The 21,187-nt window shown below is 71.0% G+C and carries 21 protein-coding genes; 10 read left to right on the forward strand and 11 right to left on the reverse strand.

All coding sequences use genetic code 11. The annotated features are described in order from the left end of the window. Window positions 1-6: 6 nt before the first annotated feature. Complete coding sequence (locus LAJ19_RS10360; protein ID WP_225475682.1) at window positions 7-1,023, reverse strand: Gfo/Idh/MocA family protein; 1,017 nt, start codon at window positions 1,021-1,023, stop codon at window positions 7-9. 39 nt (window positions 1,024-1,062) lie between these two features. Then, entirely contained in the window at window positions 1,063-2,142 is a 1,080-nt protein-coding gene (locus tag LAJ19_RS10365) for a methyltransferase domain-containing protein (protein WP_225475683.1), read from the reverse strand. A 74-nt stretch (window positions 2,143-2,216) separates the two neighbouring features. Between LAJ19_RS10365 and LAJ19_RS10370 the strand changes: the two genes are divergently transcribed. Together LAJ19_RS10370 and LAJ19_RS10375 are read left to right on the forward strand one after the other, a co-directional pair. Next, the gene (locus LAJ19_RS10370; protein ID WP_225475684.1) at window positions 2,217-3,632 is read left to right on the forward strand and encodes a TrkH family potassium uptake protein; all 1,416 of its coding nucleotides are present in this window, start codon (window positions 2,217-2,219) and stop codon (window positions 3,630-3,632) included. Between the two features lie 3 nt (window positions 3,633-3,635). Further along, window positions 3,636-4,337, forward strand: a complete 702-nt coding sequence (locus LAJ19_RS10375) for a potassium channel family protein (protein WP_255639829.1) — start codon at window positions 3,636-3,638, stop codon at window positions 4,335-4,337. Window positions 4,338-4,382: 45 nt separating this feature from the next. Here LAJ19_RS10375 and LAJ19_RS10380 read toward each other — a convergent pair whose 3' ends face one another. The 4 genes from LAJ19_RS10380 to lptB all read right to left on the reverse strand — a co-directional run bounded on the left by LAJ19_RS10380 (window position 4,383) and on the right by lptB (window position 8,479). Then, the gene (locus LAJ19_RS10380) at window positions 4,383-4,541 is read right to left on the reverse strand and encodes a hypothetical protein (protein WP_225475686.1); all 159 of its coding nucleotides are present in this window, start codon (window positions 4,539-4,541) and stop codon (window positions 4,383-4,385) included. Between the two features lie 112 nt (window positions 4,542-4,653). Continuing rightward, window positions 4,654-5,853, reverse strand: a complete 1,200-nt coding sequence (locus LAJ19_RS10385; RefSeq protein WP_225475687.1) for an ABC transporter substrate-binding protein — start codon at window positions 5,851-5,853, stop codon at window positions 4,654-4,656. Window positions 5,854-5,909: 56 nt separating this feature from the next. Further along, window positions 5,910-7,670, reverse strand: a complete 1,761-nt coding sequence (locus tag LAJ19_RS10390) for a DUF3084 domain-containing protein (protein ID WP_225475688.1) — start codon at window positions 7,668-7,670, stop codon at window positions 5,910-5,912. 17 nt (window positions 7,671-7,687) lie between these two features. Next, a complete protein-coding gene (gene lptB, locus LAJ19_RS10395; RefSeq protein ID WP_432804202.1) occupies window positions 7,688-8,479 on the reverse strand; it encodes an LPS export ABC transporter ATP-binding protein in 792 nt (263 codons plus the stop codon). A gap of 197 nt (window positions 8,480-8,676) precedes the next feature. On the opposite strand from lptB, the gene LAJ19_RS10400 reads away from it, so the two are divergent. From LAJ19_RS10400 to LAJ19_RS10420, 5 genes are all read left to right on the forward strand, one after another. Beyond that, window positions 8,677-9,852 carry a phosphopentomutase gene (locus tag LAJ19_RS10400; protein ID WP_225475689.1) on the forward strand — a complete coding sequence of 392 codons (1,176 nt, stop codon included), beginning with the start codon at window positions 8,677-8,679 and terminating at the stop codon, window positions 9,850-9,852. Window positions 9,853-9,950: 98 nt separating this feature from the next. Beyond that, on the forward strand, window positions 9,951-10,472 hold the full coding sequence (locus LAJ19_RS10405; RefSeq protein WP_432804203.1) for a hypothetical protein: 522 nt from the start codon (window positions 9,951-9,953) through the stop codon (window positions 10,470-10,472). A gap of 150 nt (window positions 10,473-10,622) precedes the next feature. Continuing rightward, window positions 10,623-11,930, forward strand: coding sequence for a histidinol dehydrogenase (gene hisD / locus LAJ19_RS10410; RefSeq protein WP_225475690.1), 1,308 nt, complete (start codon window positions 10,623-10,625; stop codon window positions 11,928-11,930). A gap of 14 nt (window positions 11,931-11,944) precedes the next feature. Continuing rightward, window positions 11,945-12,829 (forward strand): drug/metabolite exporter YedA, encoded by an 885-nt coding sequence (yedA, locus tag LAJ19_RS10415; protein ID WP_255639830.1) that lies wholly within the window; start codon window positions 11,945-11,947, stop codon window positions 12,827-12,829. Continuing rightward, on the forward strand, window positions 12,826-13,416 hold the full coding sequence (locus tag LAJ19_RS10420) for an antibiotic biosynthesis monooxygenase (protein WP_225475691.1): 591 nt from the start codon (window positions 12,826-12,828) through the stop codon (window positions 13,414-13,416). The genes yedA and LAJ19_RS10420 overlap by 4 nt, the downstream gene beginning before the upstream one ends. A gap of 54 nt (window positions 13,417-13,470) precedes the next feature. Here LAJ19_RS10420 and LAJ19_RS10425 read toward each other — a convergent pair whose 3' ends face one another. From LAJ19_RS10425 to LAJ19_RS10440, 4 genes are all read right to left on the reverse strand, one after another. Beyond that, on the reverse strand, window positions 13,471-14,625 hold the full coding sequence (locus LAJ19_RS10425) for a VanW family protein (RefSeq protein ID WP_225475692.1): 1,155 nt from the start codon (window positions 14,623-14,625) through the stop codon (window positions 13,471-13,473). A gap of 115 nt (window positions 14,626-14,740) precedes the next feature. Beyond that, the gene (purK, locus tag LAJ19_RS10430; RefSeq protein WP_432804204.1) at window positions 14,741-15,811 is read right to left on the reverse strand and encodes a 5-(carboxyamino)imidazole ribonucleotide synthase; all 1,071 of its coding nucleotides are present in this window, start codon (window positions 15,809-15,811) and stop codon (window positions 14,741-14,743) included. A gap of 46 nt (window positions 15,812-15,857) precedes the next feature. Then, the gene (purE, locus tag LAJ19_RS10435) at window positions 15,858-16,388 is read right to left on the reverse strand and encodes a 5-(carboxyamino)imidazole ribonucleotide mutase (RefSeq protein ID WP_432804205.1); all 531 of its coding nucleotides are present in this window, start codon (window positions 16,386-16,388) and stop codon (window positions 15,858-15,860) included. 65 nt (window positions 16,389-16,453) lie between these two features. Then, a complete protein-coding gene (locus LAJ19_RS10440; protein ID WP_225475694.1) occupies window positions 16,454-16,711 on the reverse strand; it encodes a hypothetical protein in 258 nt (85 codons plus the stop codon). Window positions 16,712-16,885: 174 nt separating this feature from the next. Here LAJ19_RS10440 and LAJ19_RS10445 point away from each other — a divergent pair, with 174 nt between their 5' ends. The 3 genes from LAJ19_RS10445 to LAJ19_RS10455 all read left to right on the forward strand — a co-directional run bounded on the left by LAJ19_RS10445 (window position 16,886) and on the right by LAJ19_RS10455 (window position 20,827). Continuing rightward, window positions 16,886-17,923 carry a hypothetical protein gene (locus LAJ19_RS10445; protein ID WP_225475695.1) on the forward strand — a complete coding sequence of 346 codons (1,038 nt, stop codon included), beginning with the start codon at window positions 16,886-16,888 and terminating at the stop codon, window positions 17,921-17,923. Beyond that, window positions 17,913-18,995, forward strand: a complete 1,083-nt coding sequence (locus LAJ19_RS10450; protein ID WP_225475696.1) for a [LysW]-lysine hydrolase — start codon at window positions 17,913-17,915, stop codon at window positions 18,993-18,995. The genes LAJ19_RS10445 and LAJ19_RS10450 overlap by 11 nt, the downstream gene beginning before the upstream one ends. An 89-nt stretch (window positions 18,996-19,084) precedes the next feature. Next, entirely contained in the window at window positions 19,085-20,827 is a 1,743-nt protein-coding gene (locus LAJ19_RS10455) for an SLC13 family permease (protein WP_225475697.1), read from the forward strand. A 126-nt stretch (window positions 20,828-20,953) separates the two neighbouring features. Here LAJ19_RS10455 and LAJ19_RS10460 read toward each other — a convergent pair whose 3' ends face one another. Then, a complete protein-coding gene (locus LAJ19_RS10460) occupies window positions 20,954-21,115 on the reverse strand; it encodes a hypothetical protein (protein WP_225475698.1) in 162 nt (53 codons plus the stop codon). Window positions 21,116-21,187 lie beyond the last annotated feature (72 nt).

The following is a 21,187-nucleotide window of genomic DNA, read 5'->3' on the forward strand; positions in this document are numbered from 1 at the left end:
GGCATTCTATGCGGGGCGGGGCGACGTGGTCAGCGTGACCCGCTGCCCGCTGCGCGCCGAGGCGTACAGGGCGTCCAGGACGCGCATCTGTGCTTCGGCGTCCTGCGGGGGATACAGCGGGGGCTCCTGGCCGCGCGCGGTCCGCTGGAAGTGGGCGACCATCCGCGCGTAACCGTTGCCGGGCGCCACGCTGTCCTCCCAGGTGCGGCCGCCTGCGGTGACGTGCAGCGTGACCGGCTCGTGCGTATGGCTGTTGAAGACGCCGTTCACGTCCAGGGTGCCGCGTGAACCCACCACGGTCAGGCGCTGCGGAGCGGGTTCCAGCCAGTCGAACGCGCAGTCGAGACTGGCGAGCGCGCCGCCGTACTCCAGCACGCCGCTCAGGGCGATGTCCACGCCCCCTGCGGGGCCGCCGTCGGTCCAGCGGGCGGTGGCGGTGACCGCGTGCGGTTCGCCCAGCAGCAGCCGGATCAGGTTCACAGGGTACGTGCCCACGTCGTACAACGCCCCCCCGCCCTGCGCGGCGTTCCAGCGGAAGTCGTCGGGGTTGGTCAGGTGGAAGCCGAACGCGCCGTGCACGGCGCGCAGGTCACCGAGTTCCTCCGCGGCGATCTGGCGCACGCGGTCAATCTGCGGCTGGAACCGGTACGCGAAGGCTTCCAGCAGCGTGCGGCCGCTGCGGGCCGCCGCCTCGGCCAGTTGCGCCGCCTGCGCGGCATTCAGGGTGAGGGGTTTCTCGGTCAGGACGTGCTTCCCGGCGTTCAGGGCCGCCAGGGTCCACGGCAGGTGCGCGTCGTTCGGCAGGGGGTTGTACACCGCGTCAAGGTCCGCGCCAATCAGGTCGTCGTACGTTCCGAGAACCGGCACGTTCCACTCCTGAGAGAACGCCTGCGCCCGCGCGGACTGCGGGTCGCGCACGGCCACGCCGGTCACCTCGCCGCCCGCTTCGCGGATGGCGGGAATCAGGGCCCGGGCAATGCGGGCGGCACCCAGCAGCCCCCAGCGGAACGGCGCGTCGGTCATGGCTGCCAGCGTAGCAGGCAGGCCCCCGCAGCGTGCCAGTCAGCGCCGGCTGAGCAGGTACGCCTTGGGGTGGTGACCGCCGCTGGCCACCTGGAAGAGTTCCGTGGCGTGCCAGCGCTGCTGCTCCTGCAGCACCCGTTCAAACAGGCGGATCTCGTGCGTGATCACGCACAGACGGCCGCGCTGGCTGGTCAGGCGGTGCATTTCCTGCAGGAACGCCGGGTACAGCGCCTCATTTCCGCCGTGCGTGCCGATCGCGTCACCCCAGGGCAGGTCCGCCATGATCAGGTCGAAGGACCGGGCGGGCAGGCCCGTGTGCAGCGCGTCACGCTGGGCCACCTCAATCTGACGTCTGGCGGCCTGGATGTTCGCCTGCGCGCACTGCACCGCCTCGGGGTTCACGTCCACGCCGACCAGCGCGGCGCTGGGACCCATCAGGTCCCGCTCGATCAGCAGGGTGCCGCTGCCGCTCATGGGATTGAAGATGCGGTCCACGTCGCGCTGCCCGGCGAGCTTGTGCGCAGCGTACGCAATGGTGGCGTTCAGCCCGCCGGCCATATTGCACACGCGCCACGGCCGGGCACTGACCGGCCGCGGTGTGATGCGCGCCAGAACGTCCCAGCCGGGGCCGTCGTCCTGGGGCCGCAGGCGGATCAGCAGTTCCCCCTCCTGCGGGTCGTGCGGCAGGTTCAGGCTGGTCTGCAGTTCCTCTGCGAGGCGCTGCATGACGCTGGATTCCTTCCCGGCGGCGCCCAGCCGGAACGAGCGGTGCCCGCCCACAGCAATGACCTCCTGCAGGTACGCCGTGAGTTCACCGAGCTGCTGGTGACCCAGCAGCCCGCGGGGACGCGGCACGTCCCAGGCCTGCACGCGGTACACGGCCACCACGGACCGCAGCCGGGTCAGGCGCTCGGGGTTGCCGGGGTACCAGAACCGCAGGCCGCGCACGTCACGCGCCAGGGGCACGCCGCCAAGTTCCGTGGCCGCCACGTGCTCCAGGCCACTCAGGACGTCGAGTTCGTACTCACGGGCCGGCTGGCGGGTGCGGTGATCCACTTTGGGGCGGCTGGATTTCCGTCCGGGGGACGCGTGTCGGTCGGGTCGGGCGGGTCGCGGCATAGCAGAGCAGTATAGCCCCCGCTGCACCCCGGGTGCCGGGCCGGGCTGCGGAGGCGTACAATCCGGGCCGTTCTATGACTGCGCCGCCTCCTCCCCCTCGTGACCCGCCGGGTCGCGTCAGCCGCCGCGAAACTCCGCTGTCGCGTCTGAGCCCACCGCAGCTGATCGCGCTGTCCTTTGCCGTGGCGATCATCGTGGGCGGCGCGCTGCTGAGCCTGCCGGCCCTGCACGGCGTGAACCCGGACGGCACGCGCCGCAGCGTGACGGCCCTCCAGGCGCTGTTTACGTCCACCAGCGCGCTGTGCGTCACCGGCCTGAATGTCATTGATCCCAGCCGGGACTTCAACCGGCTGGGACAGGTGGTGATCATGCTGCTCATTCAGCTGGGGGGCCTGGGCATCATCACGTTCGGGACGCTGTTCGCGCTGGTCTCGCGCCGGCGCGTGAACTTCACCGAGCGTATGCGCGTGGCGCAGCAGGTGGGCGCCCTGAACACCGGGGGGGTTCTGGGCCTGCTGCGCAGCATCTTCCTGTACACGGTCGTGATTGAGCTGGTGGGCGCGGCCCTGCTCGCCTTCCGGTTCGTGCCCCTCGAAGGCTGGGGCCGCGGCCTGTTCTACGCGCTGTTTCACTCGGTCAGTGCGTTCAACAACGCGGGCTTCGCGCTGTACAGCGACAACCTGATGGGTTTCGTGGGCGACCCCCTCGTGAGCGGGGTGGTGGCGCTGCTGATCATCCTGGGCGGCACCGGCTTCCTGGTGCAGATGAACGTGGTGGCCCACCTGCTTCATCCGCGGCGCAACCGGCTGATCGTGCACAGCAAACTGGTTCTCACCATGATGGCGGCGCTGCTGGCGCTGGGCACCCTGGCGTACCTGGCGGCCGAGTGGAACAACCCGCGGACGCTGGCGCCGCTGGGCGTGGCGGACAAACTGCTGGCCAGTTTCTTCCAGAGCGTCACGACCCGCACCGCCGGGTTCAACACCCTGGATTACGGCGGAATGAAACTCACCACGCTGTTCGTGTCGATCATTCTGATGTTCATCGGCGCGAACCCCGGCGGGACGGGCGGCGGCATCAAGACCAGCACCTTCTACGTGATGATGGCCTCGGCGTGGTCGATGGTGCGCGGCCGGCGGGACACCACCGTCTTCCGGCGCCGCATCGACACGGACACGGTCTTGCGGGCCATGACGGTGGGCCTGCTGAGCCTGGGACTGGTGAACGTGATGTTCCTGCTGCTGCTGATGTTCAACACCCGGCCGGACGTGCTGTTCGTGAACCTGTTCTTTGAGGCGGTCAGTGCTTTCGCCACGGTGGGCCTGAGCATGAACACCACGCCGCTGCTGAACCCCGACCAGCACGTGGTGCTGATTTTCCTGATGTTCCTGGGCCGGATCGGGCCGCTCACCTTCGCCGTGGCGTTCAGCCGCCCGGACGGCCGCGACCTCGTGCGCTACCCCGCCGAGAAGGACATCCTGATCGGCTGATCTTTGCCCGCCCCGGGCGCCCCCGACGGAAAGGACGGAAACCAGATGAAAAGCAAACAATGCCTCGTAATCGGCCTGGGCCGGTTCGGAACAGCGGTCGCCACCACCCTCTACGAGATGGGGCACGAGGTGATCGCCATCGACCAGCACGAGGAGAACGTCGAGCGGGTCATGAACCTCGTGACGCACGCCGCCATCGTGGACGCCAGCGACGAACGGGCCCTGCGGGCTCTGGGCGTCGGGGATTTCGATGTGGTCGTCGTGGCCATCGGCACGGACGTGCAGGCGAACATCCTCGCCACCATGAACGCCAAGAGCCTGGGCGCGCCGTACGTCGTGACGAAAGCCATTGATGAGATGGCCCGCCGGGTCCTTGAACGCATCGGGGCGGACCTCGTGATCCGACCGGAACATGACATGGGCGTGCGCCTCGCGCGGCAGATTGCCACGCCAAACATCGTGGATACCCTGGACCTGGGCGGCGACTACGCCATCGTGGAGATCGAGGCGAACGAGCGCCTGAAAGGCACCCTGCGTGACCTGAACCTCACCGGGCGCTTTGCCGTGCAGGTGATTGCCATCAGCCGCGCCGGAAAGATCGAGGTGACACCCCGCGCCGAGGATGAACTGCGCCCGCATGACAAACTCGTCGTGATTGGCACCAGCCACAATATTGATGATCTGCGCCGCTACCTGGGCGAGTAAGGAAAGGGCCATACACACGCGGCGTGGCGCCCCCGCACGCTCTGTTCAGGCGCGGTGGGCAAGCGCCACGACCAGCGCCGCCAGCAGCGGCAGCAGCGCCGCGAGGCCCCACACGGTCGTGGCACGCGCCGCACCGGGCCGCAGCAGGAACAGCAGCAGCACGGCCGTCACGGCCAGGGTCACCAGCAGGTACAGCAGCGTCATGCGCGGAGTGTAGCGCTGCCGGCAGCCTCAGACGTGGCCCCCGCAGGAACAGAACTTGGCCTGAAGGCGCTCCCTGCGGTGCGGGTCGCCTGGCCGCACCCCTCAGCGCCGCTCAGCGTTCAGCGCGTTGCTGCGCCTCGTCCAGCGCCGCTTTCGCACTGAGCCGGCCGGTCGTGGCCTTTTGCAGGGCGTCCTCAATCAGGGTGATCCACCCGGCGTACTCGGGTGTGGTGGGGCGCGGCACGGCCCGGCTCAGCTGGGCGTGCGCCGCCCGCAGCTGCGGGTTCCTGGCGTACCAGTCGTCCAGCAGGGGGGTCACGGCGCGCCGGGGCGGGGCGTAGGCGGTGGTCTGCACCCAGCCTGCCAGCCGGGCGGGCTGCATCAGGAACTGCCAGAAGGCCAGCGCGCCCGCCTGCTCCCGCGCAGGGGTGCCTTTCGGAATGGCGAGGGTGGCGCCGCCCAGCGGCACGGTGCACGCCCCTTCCTTCTCGCAGGGGAACGGCGCGACGCCCAGACTGAAGAACGGCAGTTTGCGCGCGTCGGTCCAGTTCGCGACGCTGGCAAGCACAAACACGTTCTGTCCGCGCGCGAAGTCGAAGGCCGCGCGAACCGCTTCGTTCAGGCCGCGCGGCTGGGCCTGCCCGGCGGCAGTCATGCGCGCCAGCTGCGTCAGGGCCTCCACCGCGTCCGGACTGTTCAGGCGCGGCCGGCCGGCGGCGTCCGTGAGGCTCCCGCCGCGGGACAGCACGTTCGCTTCGAAGGTCCAGGCGTCGGCGGCAGCCACCAGGGGTCTGCGGCCACCGGTGGCGAGGGCGCGGCTGTGGGCCTCGAGCTGCGTCCAGGTGTCCGGGGCGCCCAGGCCCGCTTTTTTCAGGGTGCCGGCGTTGTACATCAGGACCGGCACGCTGATGTTCCACGGGAGCCCGTAGGTGCGGCCCGCCAGTTGCCCGGTCTTCCACACAGCGGGGTATACGTCGGCACGCAGCGCGTCGGGCAGGTCGTCCACGGCGCGGGTCAGGTCGGTGAGCTGTCCGGCGGCGGCCAGCGTGGGGAACTGCGTGAACTCCAGCTGCGCCAGGGCAGGCGCCGCGCCACCTTTCAGGGCGGTCTGGAGTTTGGGCAGCAGCTCGCGGTAGTTGCCCTGCGCGACCGGCACCACCTCGTATTCACTCTGCGCGGCGTTGAAGTCCCGGGCGTAGGCCTGTACGGTGGCCTGCACGCCGGTCATGGCGTGCCAGAACTCCACGCGCACGGGAGCCGCCTGCGCAGCGGCGGACAACAGCAGGGTCAGGGGCAGGAGTGCGCGGCGCATGGGCGAAGCATAGCGGGCGAACCTGACGTGAGCCTGCCGCGCGCCTCCAGGGAGCTTCAGGGCACGGTGGGGTACAGGTTCACGCGGCTGCCGGGGCGCACGTCGGCGCGCGCCGCCACGCCGATCACCGTGGCCCCGCTGCGCCCCCCGAGACGCGACAGCAGGCCCACGAGGTCGCTGACGTCCAGGCCCTGCACGTACTCGCTGGGCACGCCCCGCGACGTGAGGTCCAGCGTGGCGTCCTGCACCAGTTCACTGAGCTGGTCCTGCAGGCGCCGCGGGTCACCGAGCGTGATGGTGGTGCGCCGGATCACCTGGTTGGCGCGGTACAGCACGGCGTTGGGCCGCGCGTCGCAGCTGAGGTCCACAGGAAAGCCCACGGCGGCGTTCTGCGCGGCGCGGCACTGCACAAAGGTGCTGACGTTCAGGCCGCGCAGTTTCGTCTCCAGGGCGCCGCGCGCTGCGGGGGTCAGGCGGGCGGCGGGCGTGCCGCGCGCGCCGCGGGTCAGGGCGCTGCGGGCGGCGTCGTTCAGGAACTGGTCGAGGTTGCGCACGCCGGGCACCACGGCGGCGTACACCAGGTCGTTCTTGGGGTAGGCGAGGTCGGTGTTGCGGGTGGCGCTGAGTTCAGCGCGGCTGCTGGAGTACTCGTCCTGCAGTTTGCCGAGCGTGGCGCGCAGGGTGTCGTTGCTGGCACGCAGGGTGTCGTTGCTCGCGCGCAGCTGCGCCTGCTGGGCCTGCAGGGTGTTCAGGTCGTCGCGCACCCGGTCGCGGTCACGGGCCACGCGGTCGCGCTCGGCGAGCAGGGCGGCGCGTTCGTTGTTCAGGCGGTTGCGTTCGGCCTGCAGCCGGTCCCGCTCGGTTTGCAGCTGGTCGCGTTCCGCCTGCAGGCGGTCCCGGTCGGCGGTGAGACGGTCGCGGGCCTGCTGCGCACTGCGCTGCTCAGTCTGCGCGGCTTTCAGGGCGGCCTGTGCGGCCTGGAGCTTCACCTGCGCCGCCTGGAGGGTCGTCTGCGCGCCGCGCAGTTTCACCTGGGCGCCCTGGAGGTCCGCGGCGGCCTGCGCGCGTGACGCGGCCAGCACCTGAATCTGCTCACGGGCCTGCGCGGCCTGCGCCTGGGCCGCCTGCGCGGCGCGCTGCTGCGCCTCAGCGCGGGCCTGCGCGGCCTCAGCGGCGGTCTGCGCGGCGAGGGCGCGGTCCTGGGCGGTGCGCGTTTCCTGCTCGGACAGGGCCACGCGCGCGCCCAGGTCCACCACCTGCGCGTCGAGCGTCTGGGCGCGTTCGCGGCTGGCTTTCAGGGCCGCTTCGGAGGTCTGAAGTTTCACCCGGGTGGCCTGGGCGCGCCGCTCCAGGCCGGCCTGGGCCTGGGTGAGGCTCTGCACGCGCTGCTCCAGGGCGCGGGCCTGCACCTGCACGCGGGTCTGCGCGGCCCGCGCGGTGCCCAGGTCAGCCTGCGCCGCTTTCAGGGCCGCCTGCGCCGTCTGCTGCTGAACGCGCAGGCGACGAGCTTCCTGCTGCGCGCGGGTGCGGTCGGCCTGCGCGACCTTGATCTCCTCGCGCAGCGCCTCAAGTTGGGGACGCAGCTGGTCGGCCTGCGCGATGGTGTTCACGGCGCTGCGGTTCAGGATCAGGAACGCGGCGAGACTCGCGGCGCTGATGCCCATGCCGGACAGCACCGCGACGAGCAGCGCCGTTGATTTGGGCCGCAGCCCGAACCAGCGCAGGTGACGGCGGCCGGCCTTGCGGGCAATGGTGTCTGCGGCGTAGGCGACCACGCCGGACAGGACCACCACGAACGGCAGGAACAGCCACAGCATCTAGCGCGCTCCAGGGGTCACAGCTCGAAGTCGTCGCCCAGGTAGTGCTGCCTGGCGTCCTCATCCTGCGCGAACTCAGCGGGTGTGCCCTCGAACTTGACCTCTCCGTCGTACATCAGGTACACACGGTCGGTCAGGGCGATGGTTTCGCGCACGTTGTGGTCCGTGATGAACACCCCCAGGCCCCGGCGGTCGCGCAGCTCGCGGATCAGGCGCTGAATCTCGCGGATGCTTTTGGGATCCACGCCCGTGAACGGTTCGTCCAGCAGCAGGTAGTCGGGATCGGTGGTCAGGGCCCGGGCGAGTTCCAGGCGCCGGCGTTCCCCGCCGGACAGCTGGTAGGCGTAGCTGCCGGCCAGGCGGGTCAGCCCGAATTCCTCCAGCAGCGCGTCGGCGCGGCGTTCCTGCTCGGCGCGCGGCAGCCCCTGGTATTCCAGGATGGCAAGGAGGTTGTCCCGCGCGGTCAGCTTGCGAAAGGCGCTGGGTTCCTGCGGCAGGTAGCCCAGGCCCAGCCGGGCCCGTTCATGCATGGGCAGCCGCGTGACATCCCGCTCCCCAATGGCGATGTGACCCCCGCCGGGGCGGATGAAGCCCACGAGCATGTAGAAGGTGGTGGTCTTCCCTGCGCCATTGGGGCCGAACAGTGCCACGATCTCTCCGGGCCGCACGCGGAGGTTCACGCCGCGCACCACCTCACGCCGGCCGTAGGTCTTGCTGAGGTTCTCAGCGTGCAGGACCGGGCGTGCGTCCGGAGCCGCGACGGGCGTGCTGGCCGTCTGGGAGGCGGGGGAAGGGGTGGGCGCGGTCACGTGGGCAGCGTATCACCTCCGCCCGGTACGGCCCGTGAGGGAAGTGTGATTCCGCGGCAGCCGGCGCGCCGCGGGCCGTGATGAACTCAGCACCAGGAGGCGCGTGCCAGAACTGGTCCGCGACGGGCAGCGCCTCGCTGCTGGCGACAGCCGGCTGAGGCTGCCCCGCTGCGGGCCGCAGGGCCTAGACTGGGATCATGCTGCTGACGATTGTCGTGCTGGATTCCGTGGGTGCCGGTGAATTACCGGACGCCGCGAGTTTCGGGGATGTGGGCGCCCACACCCTGAACCACACCCTGAAGGCCGCGCCCGCACACCTGCCGAACCTGGCGGCGCTGGGGCTGGCGCAGGTGCCCACCATCGAAACGGGGGACGCCACCGTTCCCGCAGGGCCCGCGCGGGGCGCGTTCGGGCGCATGCGGGAAGTGAGCCCCGGCAAGGACACCAGCACCGGCCACTGGGAATTCATGGGCGTGCAGTTGCAGCACCCGTTCCAGGTGTTTCACGAAGGGTTCCCGCCGGCCGTGATGGACCGCTTTGATGCGGCCACCGGTCACGGGCACCTGTGCAACCGCCCGTACAGCGGCACGGACGTGATCCGCGACTTCGGCCCGGAGCACCTGCGGACCGGCGCGCCCATCGTGTACACCAGCGCTGACAGCGTGTTCCAGATTGCCGCGCACGAGGATGTGGTGCCGCTTGACACCCTGTACGGGTGGTGCCGCGCCGCCCGGGAGATCCTGCAGGGCGAGTTCGCCGTGGCCCGCGTGATTGCCCGGCCGTTCCGGGGCGAGTTCCCGTTCGAGCGGGCCAACGAGCACCGCCGGGATTTCAGCCTCGTGCCGCCGCCCACGGTTCTGGACGCCGTGAAGGCCACCGGTCAGGCGGTGGTGGGGATCGGGAAGATTCCCGACATCTACGCCAGCCAGGGCTTCACCGAGGAAATTCACACGGACAACAACGCCGACGGGATTGCCAGGACGCTGGCGCGCATGCAGCGGGGCGCGCAGGAGGGCACCTCGGGGCTCATCTTCACCAACCTGGTGGACTTTGACAGCAAGTACGGGCACCGCCGCGACCCCCAGGGGTACAGCGCGTGCCTGGCCCAGTTCGACGCGGCGCTGCCGGACCTGATCGCGGCCGTGCCGCCTGAGGGAGCACTGATCATCATCAGTGACCACGGGAACGACCCCACCTGGACCGGCAGCGACCACACCCGCGAACATGGCCTGCTGCTGGTGCACAAAGCAGGCGCTGCGGGCGTGAACCTGGGTGAACGCGCCACCTTCGCCGACGTGGGCGCCACCGTGGCCGAGGCCCTGGGCGCCGAGTGGACAGGACCGGGTGAGAGCTTCTGGACACAGCTGACCTGACCCCGGAAACGTTCAGCCTGACGCTCTCGCTGGGCGGCCGGTACGCCGGCGAGCAGCACTGGACGCTTCACGGGGAACGCAGCGCGCTGGTGGCGCGCGTGCAGACCGATTTCGGCGGGGTGCTGCCGGGCATCCGGCGCGTGCAGCACAGCCGCCTGCACCCCCGCCACCTCACCAGCCTGGGGTACGCGGAGGGAGACGGGCGGGGCCGCCCGGCGTTCGAGGTGCAGTTCGACCGCAAGTCCGGTCTGGTCACGCTGCGTCAGGGCCGTGACGAGGCCACGCAGCCGCTGACCACCGAGTACCACGACCCGGTGAGCCTGCTGCTGTGGCTGCGGCAGCTGACGGCGCAGGAAGGCGGCGGGCCGGAGCGCACCCACGCGCACCTGACCGGCGGCCGGGTCCTGATTCAGCGCCTTCCGGACGCCGAGGTGGACGGCGCGGTCTGCAGCGGGTACTTCCTGCGTCCCGGGAACGCCTACGTGTACGTCGAGCAGACCGCGCCGCACCGCCTGATGCGCCTGATTCAGCCCACCGATTTCGGGCTGGTCGAAGCGAACGCCCAGCCCGGCACGCGCCGGGCCGCGCCTGAACGCGAACGCCGCCGTCGCCGCGCCTGACACCCCCGTGCCCGCGCCGGGGACGTCCCGCCTGTCGAGACCTCTGCGCCGCCGCGCGGGCGCCGGCCCGGCCTGAGGTGGCACCATGGGGGCCTGCCGCGCCGCTGTGCCGCGGGCCCCACCCTTCCCCCTGTTCCCCTGGAGTGACCCATGCAAGTTCTGCAAGGCCCCGAAGCCCGGTCCGCGCTGACGCGGACGTTCAACGAAATTCCCGTGCCGGACGCCGTGCTGCGCCGCATCGAGACGACCTTCGGGGAGGCCCTGAGCCCCGCGCAGGTCGTGGAACACATCCTGGCGGACGTCCGCGACCGCGGGGACGACGCCCTGCGCGACTGGACTGAACGCCTGGACGGTCACCGCCCGGACGCGCTGGCCGTCAGCAGCGCCGAACTGGCGCAGGCGCAGGTGCCGGGCGACCTGCACGCCGCGATTCGCACGGCGATCACGCGCGTGCGGGCCTTCTACGAGCAGCAGCCCGCGCACGGCTTCCTGACGCACGGCCCGGACGGCGCGCTGGGCCAGCTGGTCCGGCCCCTGTCCCGGGTGGGTGTGTACGTGCCGGGCGGGCTGGCGCCCCTGATCAGCACCCTGATTCACACGGCGGTCCCGGCGCAGGTGGCGGGCGTGCCGGACATCATCGTGACCACCCCGCCCGGCCGGGACGGCGCGGTGCACCCGGCGATCCTGGTGGCCGCGCGCGAGCTGGGCATCACGCAGGTGTTCCGCGTGGGTGGCGCGCAGGCCATCGGCGCTCTGGCGTACGGCACGGCCAGCATTTCCCCGGTGGATAAGGTCGCGGGGCCCGGGAACCTGTTCGTGGTGATCGCCAAGCGGCTGGTGTACGGTCACACCGGCATCGAGAGCCTGCCGGGGCCCACCGAGACGCTGGTGGTGGCCGATGACAGCGCCGACGCCCGCTTTGTGGCTGCGGATCTGCTGGCCCAGGCGGAACACAACGGCGCCGAGCCGGTGCTGGTGTCCACCAGCCGCGAGCTGCTGGTGCGCGTGCAGGCCGAACTGAGCGGCCAGCTGGAGGCGCTGCCGGAACCCAACCGTGCGTGGGCGCGCGACAGTGTGCAGGCCCGCATGAAGGTCATCCTGGCCGGGTCGCTGGACGAAGCGCTGGACCTCGCGAACCTGTACGCGCCGGAGCACCTGTGCCTGCTGACCCGCGATCCGTGGAGCCTGCTGGGTCTGGTTCAGCGCGCCGGCGGCGTGTTCGTTGGGGAGTCCAGTATGGAGGCGCTGGGCGATTACGTGGCCGGACCCAGTCACGTGATGCCGACCGGCGGGACAGCGCGCTTCATGAGTCCGGTGAACGTGCGGGACTTTCAGAACATCATCTCGGTGGTGGGCCTGAACGAGGGTGCGCTGCGCCGGATCGGCCCGGCCGGCGCCACGCTGGCCCGCGCCGAGGGTCTCGAGGCGCACGCGCGCGCCATCGAAAGCCGCCTGTGACGCCTGGAGCCGCAGTGGACCGCGCGGCGCGGCTGACCCCCATGGTGCTGCTGTGCCTGGGTCTCGTGTACGTCGTGTGGGGCAGCACGTACTTCGGGATCAAGGTGGCGATCGAGACGCTGCCGCCCCTGGGCATGCTGGCCCTGCGGTTCATGGTGGCCGGCGCGCTGATGTTCCTGGTCCTGTGCGCGCGTGGCGCGCGGCTGCCCACCGCGCGCGAGTGGGCCGCGAGCGCCGCGGTGGGTACCCTGCTGCTGGGCGGCGGGACCGGTCTGGTGACGCTGGCCGAGCGGGAGGCAAGCAGCAGTGTGGCCGCCATGGTCATTGCGGTCTCGCCGCTGTTCGCGGCGCTGTTCGCGCGGCTGTGGGGCGAACGCACCGGGGGGCGGGAGTGGCTGGGCATCGGGGTGGGGCTGCTGGGCATCGCGCTGCTGAACCTGGGTGAACTGCGCGCCACGCCGCTGGCGGCGCTGCTGCTGATCCTGGCGCCGCTGTGCTGGACGTTCGGCAGCCAGTGGTCCCGTCACCTGCCGCTGCCGAAAGGCCTGATGGGCAGCGCCGCAGAGATGCTCGCCGGGGGCGGGGTGCTGCTGGTGCTGAGTGTGCTGACCGGCGAGCAGTGGCGCACCCCGAGCGCCGCGAGCCTGTGGGCACTGGCGTACCTGACGGTGTTCGGCAGTCTGGTGGCATACAGCGCGTACATGTACCTCGTGGCGCACACCCGCCCCGCCCTGGCCACCAGCTACGCGTACGTGAACCCTGTGGTGGCGGTGCTGCTGGGCGTGGGCTTCGGCGGGGAGACGCTGGGGCCGCTGGGCTGGGTGGCCCTGGCGGTGATTCTGACCGGCGTGGGGCTCGTCGCGTGGCCTCGCCGGGTGCCGGACCCGGAAGTCACGTGAGCGAGGGGCGGCAGTTCGAGGGGCGCCGCCCGAGCGACCCGGTGAGTCTGGTGGTGCGCCGCCGCATCCGCCCGGGCCGTGAGACCGACTACGAGGCGCTGCTTTCGGAGGCGAACGAGCTGCTGGCCCGCCTGCCCGGCCACCGTGGGACCGGCGTGATCCGCCCCGCGCCAGGGGAACAGGAATACACGCTGCTGGCGCGTTTCGAGTCGTTGACGAGCGCCGCGGCGTGGGAACTGTCGCCCGAGCGCGCCGCCTGGCTGGAGCGCATTGCGCCGCTCGTGGATGAGCATGTGAGTTTCGAGAAGCAGCCCGGCCTGGACTTCTGGTTCACGCCGCCAGCCGCCGCGACGCTGCGCCAGCCGCCCCGCTGGAAGATGGCGCTGCTGACCCTGGCCGCGCTGTACCCGGTGAGTGTCAGTTCGTCCTGGCTGTTCGGAGAAGCGCTCAAGCCCTGGTTGGGACACTGGCCCATGCCGGTGCGGGCGGTGCCGCAGATGGTGATTGTGGTGCTGTCCATGACGTATCTGGTGATGCCTGCCGTGACCCGCTGGGCCGCGCCGTGGCTGAGGGGACCCGCCCGGTAGGTGACGACACGACGCCAGGCGGGCCGCCGGTGAACCCGACGGCCCCCTCAGCGTTCACTTCAGGCGTTTGTCCTGGGGATGCACGCCGTACACGGCGCCCCACGGTTCGTACACGCTCTTGAGCTTGTCGCGGCTCACCAGCTTCCCCTTGACCTTGATGGTGCGGGTCAGGACGCTGGTCATGCCCTGCATGGGCAGGTCCAGCAGGCGGCGGCGGCCCAGGGCGACGCGTTCGTCCGGGGTGTAGCTGGGCTGGGCGGGTGCCTTGAACGCCGTGATGACCGGCTGGCTGACGTTCACCTGCCGGCCGGTGTTGGCGCCGAACACGTCAAAGCGCAGGGTCTTGGCAGCCGTGTCCCAGGCCGCCTGGATAAACAGGTGCGCGCCGGTGTCGTTCTTCATGCGCAGGTTCTTTGCGGGGGCGTACACGGTGGCCTCATAGCCCACAGGGTCGTAGTAGTGCACGCGGTGGCTGTGCTCGTGCCGTTCGGTGACGGGCAGGCCGGCCTGGTACAGCGCGCGGAAGATGGTGGTGCTCACCTGGCAGATGCCGCCGCCATCCTCCTTGGCCAGGGTGCCGCCACTGATCACGAACCCCTTTACGAACCCGGTGCTGGCATCCACCTGCCCGATCTCCTCGTTGAAATTGAATTCGTGGCCGGGCGCAATGAAGAAGTTGTCGAGCTTGTCCGCGCCCACCAGGATGTTCGTTTCCCTGAAGGCGGGGCTGCCGCGGTAGCTGCTGGTGCCGGTGGCGACGTGCCACAGCACGCCGCGCTGGGCCAGCACGTCCACGCTGCGGCCCGGCTGCAGGCGGCCGATCTCGACCTGCGCGGTGCTCTTGCCGGCCTTGATGGCGTTCAGCAGGTTGGCTTTCGTGGCCTGACGGTCCAGGACCCAGCCGCTCTGCTGCGTGGCCACCCAGCTGCCCTTCACGTTGCGGAACACGGCCGGTGTGGGCTTCCGGGCGTTCACGCTTTTCTCCATGCGGTCCAGGAGGGGCGTGAGGGTGGTGCTCAGGCGCCCCACCTTGCGGGTGGCCTTCACCCCCTGGGCGGGGAGCGTCCAGGATTTCACGATGCTCTGCTCGCGCACCTCTCCCTTGCGGATGCTTTTCTCGCTGGTGGTCAGGATCAGTTTGAAACTGCCCTGCGCGTGGGCACTGGTGACCAGGGCGAGGGTCAGGAGGGGCAGGGCGAGGCGCTTCATGCCTCACGCTAGGGGCCCGCACCTGACCGGCTGTGAGCGCGCGTTACGGGACTCCTGAGCGGGCTTTGCGGCCCGCTTAACGCGGCTGGGGCCTCCACCCCCCCAACGCGGCGCCCTACGGAATCAGTGGTTCCAGGGAGGCCAGCCGGGCGCGCAGGGTGCCGGGGTCCGGCGCAACGAGGTTCACGTGCCCCACCTTGCGGCCGTGCCGGTGCGCTTTGTGGTACAGGTGCACGCGGGTGCCGTCCAGTGCGTCAATCGCAGCCCAGTCCGGGGTCAGGGGCGATCCGTCCGGGCCGTCGACGCCCACGACGTTCACCATCGCGGTGGGATGCAGGGGTCGCCAGTCACTCAGGGGAAGGTTCAGCACGGCGCGCACCTGCGCCTCGAACTGGCTGACCCCGCCGCCGTCCTGCGTGAGGTGACCGCTGTTGTGCACGCGGGGCGCGACCTCGTTCACGATCAGGTCCCCGCCGGGCAGCTGGAAGAATTCCAGGGTGATGAGGCCCTCCAGCGCCCACGCGTCCGCGACGGCGCGCGCCAGTTCGCGGGCGCGCGCCTCGGTGCCGTCCGGGACCTGCGCCGGGAAGACACTGCTGCGCAGGATGCCGTCGCGGTGCACGTTCTCCACCAGTGGTCCGAACGCCACCTGCCCGGCAGGGGTGCGGGCCACGGCGAGACTCACTTCCCGCTCGAAGCTCACGAGTCCCTCCAGCACGCAGGGCACGCGGCCCAGGTTCTCCCAGGCGGCGCGCAGCTCCGCGTCGCTGTTGACGCGGGCCTGTCCCTTGCCGTCGTAGCCAAGTTCACTGGTTTTCAGGATGCCCCGGCCGCCCACGCGGGCCAGCGCGCCGGGCAGGTCCGTGTCGGCCTCAATGGCCTCGAACGGCGCGGTGGTCGCCCCGGCGCCCTGCAGCGCCCGTTTCTCGTGGGCGCGGTGCTTGCTGCGTGCCAGCAGTGCCCCGCCGGGCCGCACGGGCACCCGGTCCTGCAGGGCGGCCAGGGCCTCGACGGGCACATTCTCGAATTCCAGCGTTACGGCGTCACAGGCCGCCAGTTCGTTCAGGGCGGCCGGGTCGGTGTAGGGCGCGTGCAGGTGCCGGGCGCACAGGCGCGCCGGGGCGTGCTCGTCGGGTTCCAGCACTGTCACGCGGACCCCGAGGGGCAGGGCCGCCAGGGCCAGCATCTGGGCCAGCTGTCCGCCCCCAGGATGCCCAGCGTCTGTCCGGGCGTCACTCGGCGCCCGCCTGGGGATGACCGTCGAAGAACGGATCGTCCAGCACCGCCTGCGTCTGCTTCTGCCGGAAGGCGTTCAGGTGACTGCGCACGGCCTCGTCGGTGGTTGCCAGGAGCGCCGCGGCGAACAGCGCGGCGTTGCGGGCGCCGGCCGCGCCGATGGCGAAAGTGGCGACCGGCACCCCGGCGGGCATCTGTACAATGCTCAGCAGGCTGTCCTGGCCGCTCAGGGCGCGCGACTGCACGGGCACGCCGAGTACAGGCACGCGCGTGAACGCGGCCAGCATGCCCGGCAGGTGGGCCGCGCCGCCCGCGCCGGCAATGATGCACGAGAGGTTCAGCCGTTCGGCCCGCGCGCCATAGGAGGCCAGCAGGGCCGGCGTGCGGTGGGCGGACAGGACGCGCACCTCGTATGGGACGTGCAGGTCACGCAGGACCTCAAGCGCACCCTGCATGGTCTCGAAATCACTGCGGCTGCCCATCACCACGCCCACGCGCGGAGAGGTCGGGAAGGCAAGGTCGGTCACAGGCCGCATGCTACCTGCCGCGGCGCCAGGTGCGGCGGCAGGCGTCCAGAGCAGTCAGGTGCGGCTCAGCTGTTCTCGCTGCTGTCGCGGTTGGTGCTCGCCGTGCCGTCCTCGGCGCCGCTGCCCCGTTCGATCAGGTCACCGGGGCGCAGCGCGGCGATCACGCCGCTGCCCTGCAGAGTGGACACCGCCGGAACGACCGGCGCCTCGTCCCGGCGGACCGCTTCACCCTGACGGGCGTCATTCACGAGGTTGCCGCCCTCCTGCTCGATTTCCTCCACGCTTTTGCCGAGCGGCGTGTCACCGTAACGGTTATCGGTCATGCCCGCAGTGTGCGGCGCCGCCCGGTACGCGGGGGTGAGAGGCCCGGCGGGCGTCCCTTTACCTTGCGGCAGGCCGCCCGGGACGCACTGGCGCGCCGCCCGGTATGCTGTGCCATCAGAAGAGCGGGTGGGGCGGGCACGGCTACGCCCCGCCGCGAACAAGAGGAGCCGACCATGACCCAACGCCCCAGTGACCGCGCCGCGCAGACCCTGCAGGCCCTTGGACTGACCGACGCCCCCCTGAGTGCCCTGGAACGCGACGACGCACTGTTCGTCCTGACCCCCGACACGCTGCTGTACCAGGACGGAGGCGGAACCCGCCGCGTGACCCTGCGGGACCTGACGCGCATTCACAGTGACCAGGAGGGCGTGCTGCGCGTGGAAACGCCCGCCGGCACGGCCCTGACGGCCAGTCTTCTGGGTTTCGACCCGGGGCAGGTGCAGGGCTTCTTCGGGCAGGTGCGGGACGCCACGGCCCGCGCCAAGGAGCAGCCCACGTCGCCGCTGCCGCAGGCGGGCGCCGCGAAGACCTTTGCGCCCGCTCCGCCTGCGGTGGCTCCGCGGCCGGTGGCGAGTGCCGGTCACCCGGTGACCCTCAGGCCGTCCGCGGAACCGGTGCAGCCTGACCCGGTGCAGACGCTGCCGGACCGCTCCGAACCCGTGGGCGCCGAGCCCAGCCTGGAGGCCACGCCCGGACCGGTGCGTGACGCGCCGGTGCGTGACAGGCCGGTCACCTCCGAGTCCGTCCGGGTGGTCAAGGCCGCGCCTGTCACGCCGCCTGAGGCCGTCACGCCGGAGCGCCCGGCGGCCACACCGGTGGTGATCTCCTCGTCGGCCTTCTCCCCCAGTCGCCCGGCAGAGGCCCGGTCGGCGCCGGCCGCGCCGGCTGCGGCGCCCCTGGTCACAGAGGCTCCCACCGCCCTCCCGGCACTTCGCGGCTCGGCAGGCACGGTGGCCACGCTGGCACGGCAGGCGGACGTGGTGGACGGCCTGACCGGACGACTGCGCCTGCTGGGCATAGTGCTGTTCGTGGGCGCGGTCCTGCTGGCCGGCTTCCAGTTCCTGGCGGGTGAGCGGCTCACGGCCCTGTGGACACTCCTGGCCGGCGGGGTGGGCACCATCACGCTGATGGCGCTGGCGGAGATGGCGCGCCTGCTCGTGGCCCTGGCCCGCGCGTCCGGCGAGGGCTCCGGGGTGATGGATGTCGAATGACGCGCGCGACCTGCTGATTCGCGCGGTGGAGCTGTCCTCCCTGTCCGGTCAGGAAGGGCCGGTTGCCACGTTCTTCCAGGAGTGGATGGCCGCGCGCGGCTTTGAGGCGCGCATTGACGAGGCGGGGAATGCCGTGGGTGAGCGGGGCCACGGGCCGCTGACGGTGGCGCTGCTGGGGCACATGGACACCGTGCCGGGCGAGATCCCGGTGCGGGTGGATGAGCGCGGCGTGCTGCATGGGCGCGGCAGTGTAGACGCCAAGGGGCCGCTGTGCGCGTTCATGGCGGCCGTGGCGACCCTGCCGGACGAGGCGCTGAAGGCGGCGCGGTTCGTGGTGATCGGCGCGACTGAGGAGGAGGCGCCCAGCAGCCGCGGCGCGCGGCACGTCAGGACGGTTCTCTCGCCGGACGTGGTGCTGATCGGCGAGCCCAGCGGCTGGGAAGGCATCACGCTGGGGTACAAGGGCCGGCTGGTCGTGAAGGCGCAGGCCGTGAAGGAGAATTTCCACACGGCTGGCGACGGCAGCAGCGCGGGAGATGACCTGACCGAGGCGTGGTTCCGCGTCCGGGCGTGGGCGGCGGCGGCCGGTGAACCGGGCGGGGTGTTCGGTGGGGTGCAGGCCACCATTCAGGAGTTGGGGGCCGGCACGGACGGCCTGCGTCAGCGGGCCTGGGGCACGTTCGGGCTGCGCCTGCCGGTCAGCGTGACGCCTCAGGTGGCGGAAACGGCCATCCGGGCGGTCCTTGAAGACCTGGACAGCGTCACTGTGGCGTTTGTGGGGCATGAGACAGCAGTCCGGCACGGGAAGGACAACCTCCTGACGCGGGCGCTGCGCGTGGCGATCCGCGCGCAGGGAGGCGCGCCGGTGTTCAAGGTGAAGACCGGGACTAGTGACATGAACGTGGTGGCCAGGCACTGGCCGGCGCCCACCGTGGCGTACGGGCCGGGTGACAGCGCCCTGGATCACACGCCGGAGGAACGCATCGACCTCGCGGAGTATGACCGGGCAGTGGCCGTGCTGCGTGACGCGCTGACGCGCCTGGCCCTTGGCGCGGCTCCCAAGGCCCCCTAAGGCGCACTTCACGTCCCTGTGGGAGCGGGCAGGGATTATCCGGTGGATGCCCTTGCTCCCTTTTTTCTTTTGCTGCGGGGTCCGCTGACATGGACCCCGTCATGCTGGTGCTGATTCTGTTCGTGGTGGCCCTGGTGCTGTTCGCCACCGAGTGGCTGCCGGTGGATGTCACGGCGCTCGGGCTGCTCTCGGCGCTGCTGCTGCTGGGACTCCTGACGCCCAAGGAGGCGTTCGCCGGGTTCGGCAGTGACACGGTCCTGACGCTCGCGTCCCTGTTCATCCTGACGCGCGTGCTGCTCCGGGCCGGCGTCATCGAGTGGATCGGTGCGACGCTGGCGCGCCGTTCCCGCAACGCCACGGGAACGCTGCGGGCCCTGCTGGGCACGGTGGCCAGCGTGAGTGCCTTCACGAGCAACACGGCCACCACGGCGGTGTTCCTGCCGGTCGTGGCGGGCATGGCGCGCCGCGCGGGCCTGCCGGCGAGCCGGGCGCTGATGCCGCTGGCGTTCGCAAGCATTCTGGGCGGCACCATCACGGTGATCGGCACGAGCACGAACCTCGTGGTGTCCGGCGCACTCAGCGGCAGCGGCCAGAAACCGCTGGGATTCTTTGAACTGGCCTGGGTGGGCGTTCCGGTGGCCGTGATCGGTCTGCTGTACCTGTTTTTCGTGGCGCCGCGCCTGCTGCCGGCCCGGGACGCGCAGCTGGAGGACTCGCTGCGGGCGTACCTGGCGGACCTGACGGTCGCGCCGGGCAGCGTGCTGGCCGGGCAGACCCTGCGGACCACCGGTCTGGGCCGGGATCACGGTCTCACAGTTGTGGCGGTCCGGCGCGAGGGTCAGACGACCTACGGCCCGGGTCCGGGGTTTGTGGTGCAGGAGGGCGACACCCTGACGGTCGAGGGGCCCACCGAGCGGATCCTGGTCGGCAAGGGAACGCTCGGGGTGATCAGCAAGAGTGAAGAGCGCCTGCCCCTGGACGGTACGGATCAGGTGCGGCTGGTGGAGGCGGTCGTCATGCCGGGCTCGCCGCTGCTGGGGCGCACGCTGCGCGAGGCACGTTTCCGGGAACGGTACGGGGCGTCGGTGCTCGCCCTTCACCGTCGCGCGCGGACGCTGGACCGCCTGGGAAAACTCCGCGTGCAGGTGGGGGACGTCCTGCTGGTACAGGGCGGCGCGGACCGGATCGACGCGCTGGGGGACCACCTGGTGGTGATGGGGGACCTGACCGAGCGGCAACGGGATCTGCGGCGGGCGCCGCTGGCGGTGCTGCTGTTCGGCGGGGCCGTCGTGCTGGGCGGTCTGGGCCTGGTGCCGCTGGGGGTGGCCGTGGTGGTGGCTGTCGCGCTGAGTCTGATGCTGCGCCTGATCACCCCGGAGGAAGCGTACTCGGCCGTGGAGTGGCCGGTGATTGTGCTGGTGGCGTGCATGCTGGCGTTCGGGACGGCCTTTGAGGGGTCCGGAGCGGCGAAGGCCCTGACCGGAACGCTCTCCGGGGTGCTGGGACCCCTGGGACCGTACGGCCTGCTGGGCGCCCTGTTCCTGGTGACCGTAGGGCTCACGCAGCCCATGAGCAACCAGGCGGCGGCGCTGGTCATGCTGCCTCTGGCGATCGGCACGGCGAAGACCCTGGGGTACGACCCGCGGCCGTTCATCATCGGGATTACGATCGCGGCCAGCAATTCCTTCGTCACGCCGCTGGAACCGTCGTGCATGCTGGTGTACGGTCCGGGCCGGTACACCTTCCTTGATTTTGTGCGGGTGGGAGCGGGCCTGACGCTGTTGACCTTTCTGGTGGCAATGCTGATTATCCCGCGGGTGTGGCCGTTCTGAGCACCAGCCCCAGGGGGCGGCCCCCGGCCCGCAGAGGGTGAGCCGCTGAATGCTGGGCCACGAGCGCGCCGCCCTGGGGTCCAGGGCGGCGCGCTGCGGGCAGGGCAGCGGGAGCTGCCGGGCGCGTCAGATGAACAGGGGGGCGTCGGGGTCGTCCGGGAGGGGACGGTCCTTGCGGGCGAGCAGCGCGGCGGCCGTGCCAATCCCGATGATTGCGCCTATGGCAATCACGATCAGCGCCCAGGTGAGTTGGGCGTGCGATTGGTCCGGATTGCGGTCTGAAACCATGCGCGCAGGATACCAGTCCCGCCGCGCCCGTTCGCTTACACGTGGTTCAGAGTTCTGACCGGCGGGCGTCGC

This window comes from Deinococcus taeanensis (assembly GCF_020229735.1).
Taxonomy (GTDB): Bacteria; Deinococcota; Deinococci; order Deinococcales; family Deinococcaceae; genus Deinococcus; species Deinococcus taeanensis.

What these genes read in the sequence shown, in the direction of transcription:
- hisD (WP_225475690.1), top strand. Translation starts at nt 10,623, where the DNA reads ATGCAAGTTCTGCAAGGCCCCGAAGCCCGGTCCGCGCTGACGCGGACG.
- LAJ19_RS10400 (WP_225475689.1), top strand. Translation starts at nt 8,677, where the DNA reads ATGCTGCTGACGATTGTCGTGCTGGATTCCGTGGGTGCCGGTGAATTA.
- LAJ19_RS10460 (WP_225475698.1), bottom strand. Translation starts at nt 21,115, where the DNA reads ATGGTTTCAGACCGCAATCCGGACCAATCGCACGCCCAACTCACCTGG.
- LAJ19_RS10440 (WP_225475694.1), bottom strand. Translation starts at nt 16,711, where the DNA reads ATGACCGATAACCGTTACGGTGACACGCCGCTCGGCAAAAGCGTGGAG.
- LAJ19_RS10445 (WP_225475695.1), top strand. Translation starts at nt 16,886, where the DNA reads ATGACCCAACGCCCCAGTGACCGCGCCGCGCAGACCCTGCAGGCCCTT.
- LAJ19_RS10450 (WP_225475696.1), top strand. Translation starts at nt 17,913, where the DNA reads ATGTCGAATGACGCGCGCGACCTGCTGATTCGCGCGGTGGAGCTGTCC.
- LAJ19_RS10370 (WP_225475684.1), top strand. Translation starts at nt 2,217, where the DNA reads ATGACTGCGCCGCCTCCTCCCCCTCGTGACCCGCCGGGTCGCGTCAGC.
- LAJ19_RS10365 (WP_225475683.1), bottom strand. Translation starts at nt 2,142, where the DNA reads ATGCCGCGACCCGCCCGACCCGACCGACACGCGTCCCCCGGACGGAAA.
- LAJ19_RS10390 (WP_225475688.1), bottom strand. Translation starts at nt 7,670, where the DNA reads ATGCTGTGGCTGTTCCTGCCGTTCGTGGTGGTCCTGTCCGGCGTGGTC.
- LAJ19_RS10380 (WP_225475686.1), bottom strand. Translation starts at nt 4,541, where the DNA reads ATGACGCTGCTGTACCTGCTGGTGACCCTGGCCGTGACGGCCGTGCTG.
- LAJ19_RS10360 (WP_225475682.1), bottom strand. Translation starts at nt 1,023, where the DNA reads ATGACCGACGCGCCGTTCCGCTGGGGGCTGCTGGGTGCCGCCCGCATT.
- LAJ19_RS10425 (WP_225475692.1), bottom strand. Translation starts at nt 14,625, where the DNA reads ATGAAGCGCCTCGCCCTGCCCCTCCTGACCCTCGCCCTGGTCACCAGT.
- purK (WP_432804204.1), bottom strand. Translation starts at nt 15,811, where the DNA reads ATGCTGGCCCTGGCGGCCCTGCCCCTCGGGGTCCGCGTGACAGTGCTG.
- LAJ19_RS10455 (WP_225475697.1), top strand. Translation starts at nt 19,085, where the DNA reads ATGGACCCCGTCATGCTGGTGCTGATTCTGTTCGTGGTGGCCCTGGTG.
- LAJ19_RS10385 (WP_225475687.1), bottom strand. Translation starts at nt 5,853, where the DNA reads ATGCGCCGCGCACTCCTGCCCCTGACCCTGCTGTTGTCCGCCGCTGCG.